The sequence below is a fragment of the Streptomyces hazeniae genome (assembly GCF_031845485.1).
Taxonomy (GTDB): Bacteria; Actinomycetota; Actinomycetes; order Streptomycetales; family Streptomycetaceae; genus Streptomyces; species Streptomyces hazeniae.
Genome location: NZ_JAVREQ010000036.1, coordinates 25874 through 33137 on the forward strand (window position 1 = coordinate 25874; position 7264 = coordinate 33137).

General features: G+C 70.6%; 9 protein-coding genes. 2 read left to right on the forward strand and 7 right to left on the reverse strand.

Annotated elements, in window-relative coordinates; genetic code table 11:
* Positions 1-304 precede the first annotated feature (304 nt).
* From RM572_RS26965 to RM572_RS26985, 5 genes are all read right to left on the reverse strand, one after another.
* Positions 305-1408 (reverse strand): helicase RepA family protein, encoded by a 1104-nt coding sequence (locus tag RM572_RS26965; RefSeq protein WP_311675998.1) that lies wholly within the window; start codon positions 1406-1408, stop codon positions 305-307.
* Positions 1405-2286, reverse strand: a complete 882-nt coding sequence (locus tag RM572_RS26970) for a bifunctional DNA primase/polymerase (RefSeq protein WP_311675999.1) — start codon at positions 2284-2286, stop codon at positions 1405-1407. The genes RM572_RS26965 and RM572_RS26970 overlap by 4 nt, the downstream gene beginning before the upstream one ends.
* Positions 2283-2495 (reverse strand): hypothetical protein, encoded by a 213-nt coding sequence (locus RM572_RS26975; protein WP_311676000.1) that lies wholly within the window; start codon positions 2493-2495, stop codon positions 2283-2285. The genes RM572_RS26970 and RM572_RS26975 overlap by 4 nt, the downstream gene beginning before the upstream one ends.
* Entirely contained in the window at positions 2492-2719 is a 228-nt protein-coding gene (locus tag RM572_RS26980; protein WP_311676001.1) for a hypothetical protein, read from the reverse strand. The genes RM572_RS26975 and RM572_RS26980 overlap by 4 nt, the downstream gene beginning before the upstream one ends.
* A gap of 120 nt (positions 2720-2839) precedes the next feature.
* The gene (locus RM572_RS26985) at positions 2840-3055 is read right to left on the reverse strand and encodes a helix-turn-helix domain-containing protein (protein ID WP_311676002.1); all 216 of its coding nucleotides are present in this window, start codon (positions 3053-3055) and stop codon (positions 2840-2842) included.
* Between the two features lie 112 nt (positions 3056-3167).
* On the opposite strand from RM572_RS26985, the gene RM572_RS26990 reads away from it, so the two are divergent.
* Together RM572_RS26990 and RM572_RS26995 are read left to right on the forward strand one after the other, a co-directional pair.
* The gene (locus RM572_RS26990; RefSeq protein ID WP_311676003.1) at positions 3168-3830 is read left to right on the forward strand and encodes a helix-turn-helix domain-containing protein; all 663 of its coding nucleotides are present in this window, start codon (positions 3168-3170) and stop codon (positions 3828-3830) included.
* Positions 3827-5320, forward strand: coding sequence for a site-specific integrase (locus RM572_RS26995; RefSeq protein WP_311676004.1), 1494 nt, complete (start codon positions 3827-3829; stop codon positions 5318-5320). The genes RM572_RS26990 and RM572_RS26995 overlap by 4 nt, the downstream gene beginning before the upstream one ends.
* 88 nt (positions 5321-5408) lie before the next feature.
* Here the strand turns inward: RM572_RS26995 and RM572_RS27000 are convergent, their stop codons facing one another.
* Entirely contained in the window at positions 5409-5921 is a 513-nt protein-coding gene (locus tag RM572_RS27000; protein WP_311676005.1) for a GNAT family N-acetyltransferase, read from the reverse strand.
* A complete protein-coding gene (locus RM572_RS27005) occupies positions 5918-6700 on the reverse strand; it encodes a GntR family transcriptional regulator (RefSeq protein ID WP_311676006.1) in 783 nt (260 codons plus the stop codon). The genes RM572_RS27000 and RM572_RS27005 overlap by 4 nt, the downstream gene beginning before the upstream one ends.
* Positions 6701-7264 lie beyond the last annotated feature (564 nt).

Genomic DNA, 7264 nt, shown 5'->3' on the forward strand with positions numbered 1-7264 from the left:
CTCCTCACGCGTGCGCGCGAGGCAGAGAACGTCGCGGAGCGACAGGGGGTGGTTATGGGTGTGGGTCCGGTCCCGTGGTGGCGGTGTCCGGGCCCGCGGTGAGGTCGTGGGCGGGGTTGGGGCTCCCTCGCTGCCCCGCTGCCCCACCCCTAAAGGGGTGGGGGCAGTTGGGGCAGTTCGGGTTGGTGGTGCCCTGCCCCGTGCTGCCCCGGTGCTGCCCGGGGCATGGTTGACCTGCGAAGTTGGCTGCCTCTGCCCCGAATCTTGGGGCACGTAGTTTGTCCGGTATGTGGTGCCCCCGGGGTCAGTCATTTTCGGGTCCCGTCGGGGGCAGTTCGTCTGCACTGTTTGTCCGGTTCTTCCGGTGCCTGACTACGTCGGCGAGCAGGTCTTTACGGGCCCGGATGCCGAGGCGTGAGCAGGCGTCCTGTACGGCGGGCCGCCCGGCGGTGGGCGGCACGCCGGCGGCGTCGAGCTGGGCGGCGATCTCCTCGACGCGCCCGGCGTAGCCGGTGCGGGCCTGGGCCTGTCCGGCGGGGTCGAGCTTGACGAGGACGACGGACGTAACGGGGGTGCCGTCGTCCTTGGCCTCGCCGTCGAGGACGACTTGATGAATGCCGAACTCGAGGTCGTCGAGCTCGGCGTCGTCCTTCTGCTTGCTGGTCTTGAGCGTGACGACGGGGCCCTCGTCGGCGTCCTTGCGGGTGACGCCGAGCTCGGTTTGTAGGGCGCCTTTGACGGCGGTGGCGCCGCGGCTGCGCCCCTCGTCGTGGCCGGTGTGGTGGACGAGCAGCAGGCAGGCGCCGCAGGCGGCGCGTAGCTGCTCCATGCGGTCGACGACCTCGCCCATCTCGGTGTTGCTGTTCTCCTCGACGCCGACGGTCACGCGGGCCTGCGTGTCGACGACGACCAGGGCGGGGCCGAGGCGACGGCACGCCTCGACGAGGACGGCCCATTCGGGGTCGCGTGCCTGCACGGGACGCGGGAGGAACTTGACGCCGGTCATGCGGCGGCCGTGGTGCTGCTCCCACGCGCGGACGCGCTTGCGGATACCGCGGATGCCCTCGGCGACGAGGTACACGACGGGCCCCGGGCGGGTTTCCTGGCCGTGCCATGGGGCGCCGGTGGCGACGCACGCCGCAATGTCGAGGGTGAGGAAGCTCTTGAAGGTGCCGGACGGGCCGTAGATGCGGGCGAGGGTGTCGCGGAACAACATGTCGTCGACGACCGGCTCGAGGGGCGGGATGCTGTCGAGGTCGCCGGTGTCGAGCAGTTCGCCGAGCAGTCCCTCGACGCGCTGCTCGAAGTGTTCGGCGGACGAGAGGCCGGCCTCGTCCTGGGGCGCCTCGTCGGCGGGCGCGACGCGGGCGAGGATCGCGTCGATATCGAGGTCGGCGGGGGCACTCATGCGCTGCTCCGGGGGTTGCTGGTTCCGGCGCGCATGCCGGATGTGACGGTGGCCTGTACCTCGCGGGGTGTGAGGCCGATGGACTGGCCGGCGGCGAGCAGGGCCTCGACGGCGAGGCGGGAGTCGAGGCGCCGGGCGCCTGCGAGGGTGCCGAGGTTGAACGCGGCGCGGTGCAGGGTGTCGTTTCGGGTGCCGGGTTGGGCGGCGAGGACGGTCTCGAGCTCGCCGCGCAACGCGGCGGCGGTGTAGCCGGTGGCGTTGCGGACGACGGTGGGCATGGTGGGCTGCGGTAGGACGACGGGCCGCGGGGCGGCGCGTTCGGCGAGCCACGCGGGCAGGGGTAGCGGGTCGGCGTCGGCGGGCGCGGTAAGCCACGTGTACGGGTTGCCTGCGGCGGTCGAGGGCGGGGCGACGACGTATCCGCCGACGGCCCGTACGTCGACCTTCCACCCGATGCGGGATGCGCTGTTGCGCACCTCGGCGCCGTCGGGGGCGCGGTAGTACAGGTGCGTGCCACCGGACGCGGTGCGAGCGGTCGGGGTGGTGCCGAACGGGTACCGGTCGCCGTGGCGTTCGTAGAGCAGCGCGAGTACGTCCTCGCCGGATTCGACGCCCGGGGCCGGGGGCTGGTCGCCCTTGGCGGTGTCGAGGTCGACGACGACCAGCCGCGAGGGGCCGCAGGCGATACCGACGCCGTACGGGGCGTGCGACCAGCAACGCGCGATGCGGTCGGGGTCGGTTGTGGCGCGCTGCTCCCACCGGTCGACGGCGGGCCGCTTGTCGCCGGGGCGGAGCGGGAACACGTGCATGCCGCGCGCGGCGAGGTCGAGGACGGTCTCGACTGCTCGCCGCGTACGGATCGTGCGGGGGTTGGTCACGCTGGCACCGCCAACCGTTCGGCGACCTCGTCGGAGGTCCATCCGGCGGCGCGGCACCGGGCGGCCTCGGCGGCGAGCTCGGCGCGGTCGAGGCTGTACGTCGACGGGCCGCTCGGCGTGGTTTCGCACAGGATCGGGTCACGGTGCCCGCAAGGGAGGGGCGGGGTGCGGAGTGCGGCGCGGTATCGGGGCGCGGTGGCGAGGGTCATCGGGCACCACCGGCGCGGCGAGTGTTGATCTCCTGCGGCGTGGCGCCGTAGGCGTCGGCGATCGCCCACCAGAGGCCGGCCTCGGCGGCAGCGTCTATCGCTGCGCCCTGGTCGCCGCGAGCGGTGGCGGCGTCTCCGCGGTCGAGGGCGGCGGCGCACAGGTCGACGACCTCGGCGCGGCGGTCGGGGGCGGCCTGTACGGGGGTAGCGCTAGGCTGAGTCATGGCGTTCTCCAATCGATTGGAGGCGGGCCCCGGGTCGCTTGGCAGTGATGGCCGGGGCTTCGCTGTTTCTGGGGTTCGTCGGGCCCTCGGCGGTGTTGGCGCACCTGCCGGGGGCCGTTCTCATGCGGTGAGGGCGGGGGCCGGCTGCTCGACGCCGAGCAGTTCGAGCAGGTCGACGCGGCGCGCCCGGTACTGGACGCCGAGGCGCAGCAGGGGGACGGGGAACTCGCCTCGCTTGGCGAGGTCGTACGCGGTGGTGCGGCTGATCCCGAGCGCGCGGCCAGCAGTGACCACGTCGACAGCGGCCGGGAGGGCGAGCAGGTCGTCGACGTGCATTCCGCGAGCAGGTTGTGTCTTCACGTGGCAGCTCCAGGGGTTCTCAGTGCTTGTGCAGCACAGTACGGCGGAGTGCTGGACAGTGTCAACGACTCCCGTTTATTGTGCTTCCATGACACACCCACAGTGGCCCAGCCGCCTCGGGCAAGCGGTCGCGGCCGAGGTACGCCGCCACAGGCAGGCGCAAGGACTGAGCGCGCAGCAGCTCGCCGACCGGTGCGCCGCTCTGGGGCTCCCCCTCGGCCGGTCCGTCCTCGCCAACTTCGAGAGCGGCCGGCGCCCCACCGTTTCCGTCCCCGAATTGCTCGTACTGGCAAAAGCACTCGGCGTGCCGCCAATTGCCCTGCTGTACCCCGTCGGGCATGAGGACCGCGTCGAGGCGCTGCCGGATCGCGCCGCGCCGACGTGGGAGGCCCTGCGCTGGTTCACCGGCGAGGGCCCTCTACCTACCGAACAACCCGAGGGCGCCGCCCGCCCGTGGGCCGTCTCCCCCGCCGACGCCGAGGAGTGGCAGGAAGACCGCGCCGGTCTCACCGACTACCGATGGCACGACCGCTACCTCGAGGAGTGGCGCGCCGACCGCGCCGCCGCTGCCCGCGCAACGACCGACGGCGCCCGCGACGCTCTGCTACAGCAGGCAGCCGGGCGCGAGGGACCGCTCTGGGACGCCCGCCGCCGCCTGCGCGCCCTCGGCGTCCGTCTTCCCGATCTGCCCGCTGAACTTGAGCACATCAACGCCGACGACTACCAGCCCGATTGGGGGAACCTGCGGTGAAAGGCAGCGTCTACAAGCGGTGCAAGTGCCCTGCGCAGTACAACGCCAAGGGCGACCGCATCAACTGCCGGAAGGATCACGGCGCCTGGTACTACGTCGCCGACGTAGGGATCGGCCCGGACGGGAAGCGCAAGCAGGCCCGTAAGGGCGGATTCCGTACCGCCACCGACGCCGAGGCCGCGCTCGCCAAGCTGTCCACCCGGGTCAACGAGGGCACATACACGCACGACCAGGGAATGACCGTCGCCGCGTGGCTCGAGCAGTGGCTCGAGCTCAAGCAGCGTTCCGACGTGCGCCCCTCGACGCTCCGCTCGTACCGCGCACACGTCGACCAGTACCTCACGCCGCAGCTCGGCCGCCTGCGCCTGCGCGACCTGCGCCCCGGGCACGTCGACCAGTTGCTCGCCAGTCTCGACAACGGCAAGCGCAAGGGCGCCACCATCCGCCGCATTCACGCGACCCTGTCGAGCGCCCTCACGACCGCGACGAAAAAGCACCTGATCACGTACAACCCGGCCGAGGCGAAGAAGGTGGAACTTCCGAAGAAGGGCCGCCCGCAGGTCCGCCCATGGGAGCCGGCCGAGCTCGGCCAGTTCCTCGACAGCATCGGCACGCACCGCCTCGGCGCCCTGTTCGAGGTCATCGCCGGTACCGGCCTGCGCCGCGGCGAGGCAATCGGCCTGCGCTGGGCCGACGTGAACGCCGAGGCGCGCACCATCACCGTGCGGCAGCAGGTCGTACAGGAGATCGGCCGGAAGAAGAACAAGCAGGCGCCGGCCCCGTGCCCGTACTGCGAGGCTGGACACCTCGGAATGTCGTTCGGCAAGCCCAAGACCGAGGCAGGCGAGGGCCGCATCGTCGACCTTGACGAGGGCACCCTCGGCGCCCTGCTCGCCCACCGCATGCAGCAGGACACCGAACGAGCCGTGTGGGGTGACGCGTACGCCGACCACGACCTCGTGTTCGCCCGCGAGGACGGCAACCCGCTGCGCCCGGACGACGTGACGAAGCTGTTCGCCGAGCTGGTCGACGCCGCCGGCCTGCGCCGTGTGCGGCTGCACGACCTGCGGCACGGTCAGGCGTCGCTCATGATGGCCGCGGGCGTCGAGCTGTCCGTCGTCTCGAAGCGTCTCGGCCACTCGTCCATCAGCATCACGAACGACACGTACTCGCACCTGCTCGGCGGAGTCGGCCGTGACGCCGCGGACCGTGCCTCGGCCCTCGTGCCGCGCCGCCGTCGGCCGGCCCCGGATGCGCCTACTACGGGCGAGCGTGACCACTCGGTGACCACCCCGGCTACGGATTCACCCGCCGAGCAGGGTCCGGAAACGACAGAACCCCCGTTGACCTGGGTCAACGAGGGTTCCGAGGTGAGCCGCCTGGGGGAGTCGAACCCCCGACCTACGCATTACGAGTTGTCCGATCACTTTCCACGGTCGTCCGCAGGCATCCGTGATGCACCCAACTTCCCTGGTCAACGCGCGGGTTGAACCGCTGCGGACGACAGTGGACGGTCGCGGAATCGGGGGTGACTGAGACCCGCAATGAGACCCAGTCCACCACCGCCCCGTACCGGGCTCAACCCGCGCCCGGAGCGGCCCGGCGTTCGTAGAGGGCGCCGGAACGTCGGTGCGGCAGGTCAACGATGCGCACGCGACGGAACCCCGCTCCTTCGTAGTAGCGATGCAGGCCCGGATTGTCCTTCCACGCGTCGAGCCGGAGCCATTGCTTCCCGGCAGCCACGGCGCACTCCCCCGCCCAATCGAGCATGAAGGCGCCGAGCCCTGCGCCGGCGGAATCCCGCTTCACCGCCATCCGGTGCACATAGAGCGCATCCTCGGGTTCGTCTTCCCTCGTCCAGAACTCCGGATCGGCGAAGGTGTCGACCTGGATGGTGCCCACCGGCTCGCCGTCTGCGAGTGCGAGGAAGCAATCCCCCTGCTGCAAGGCGCGCAGGATGCGGTCACGGTGCGGCGGATACTGCCACTGGTCGATCCCTCTACCTGCGAGCCATGTTGAAGCTTCGGTCAGGAGAGATTCGACCGTGGACAGTTCGTCCACGGTCGCGGCACGCATCTCCACCTCGGTCACGCTTCCTCGCTCGGTACGTCTCGGTGGCGCTCGTACGAGACGACGTGCCTGTCTCCAGGTAGGACCGTGATCGCCACGCGCACCGGCTTGCCCTCGCTCGTGTAGCCCGTGGCGATGTGGTAGCCGATGGGGGTTCCGGGCCCCAGGTCGAGTCGGTGAGCCTGGTCGGGCGTCGGCATACGGAAGTACAGCTCATCGAGCGCCCTTACCTGCCGGTACCCCAGTTCCGCGAGCACCTCGTTCGCGCCCCGGCCGATGTCCTCGGGACGCATGACTTCCGAGTCACGCACGATGCCGAGCGGGAAGTAGCTGTCGTTGATGTTGAACGGTTCGCCGTCCAGGTAGCGCACCCGCTTGCGCACGGCCACCAACTCGCCAGCCTCGACCTGGAGCCGCTTCGCGACCTCCTCCGGAGGTTCGACGATGGCCACCTCGATCTCCTGCCGGGGCTCCCGCCCTTCGGCCGAGTACTCGGTCATGAAGGCGTCCATCTCCGGGGAGTACGGGCGCTTGCGGAACTCAGCCTGCGGGCGGAACACCATCGGCTGGCGCTTCCGGACGAAGTGCCCCTGCGGGCGCGCGGAGATCACCAGCCCCTCGTTCACGAGGACGCCCAGCGCTTTTCGCACGGTCTCCCGCGACACGTCGTACTCCGCGCGAAGCTCCGCTTCCGTGGGCAGCTTCGCCTCCGGAGCGAGCCGACCATCCGCGATCTGCTCGCGGAGAGCGTCCGCAATCTGCTGGTACATCGGGTTACGCCCGAGTCGAGTCACTGCCATGCCTCCCATGAGAACCGCTGGCCGTTCGCATTGTCCAGTCAATGCAGCCAATGAGCTTGACGTCACCCTCCACCCCTGCCAAGGTTCTGACTGTAGCCATTGTACGGACAATGACTACAACGCCTCGGGCATTCCTATGCCTGCTGGCGCCAGAGGGCCCCCTTCGGGGGGTCATGAGGCCCCGCTACGGCGGGGGCGAGGGACCCCGACCCCTTGTCAGTTCGGAGGGCTTAGACCGAAAGGTCACGTCTCCATACGCCTTGGGTTCGCACCCGGAGGAGACACCTGAACGACCGATCAGCCGCGTGCTACGGCGCGCGGCCGGTTGCCTCCCTCGCCCGTCTCGTACGGGCGGGGCGTGGGGAGCCGGATTCCCGACTTCAACGACGCGCTGCCCGGGGCTGGACCCCCGGGCAGCGCTTTACAGGCACCTGAGTTGGAGGAGCCCGTGAACATCAGGATCACACACGTGCTGGCGATGACGGACGAGCAGCGTCGGCAGCTCGAAGAGGCGAACCGCAGGGCGAACGAGCAGTCGCAACGGGACGCGGCCGCGAAGCGCGG

Excerpts from the sequence above, each read along its gene's own strand:
- RM572_RS26965 (WP_311675998.1), bottom strand. The coding sequence starts at position 1,408 with ATGAGTGCCCCCGCCGACCTCGATATCGACGCGATCCTCGCCCGCGTC.
- RM572_RS26975 (WP_311676000.1), bottom strand. The coding sequence starts at position 2,495 with ATGACCCTCGCCACCGCGCCCCGATACCGCGCCGCACTCCGCACCCCG.
- RM572_RS26980 (WP_311676001.1), bottom strand. The coding sequence starts at position 2,719 with ATGACTCAGCCTAGCGCTACCCCCGTACAGGCCGCCCCCGACCGCCGC.
- RM572_RS26985 (WP_311676002.1), bottom strand. The coding sequence starts at position 3,055 with ATGCACGTCGACGACCTGCTCGCCCTCCCGGCCGCTGTCGACGTGGTC.
- RM572_RS26990 (WP_311676003.1), top strand. The coding sequence starts at position 3,168 with ATGACACACCCACAGTGGCCCAGCCGCCTCGGGCAAGCGGTCGCGGCC.
- RM572_RS27005 (WP_311676006.1), bottom strand. The coding sequence starts at position 6,700 with ATGGCAGTGACTCGACTCGGGCGTAACCCGATGTACCAGCAGATTGCG.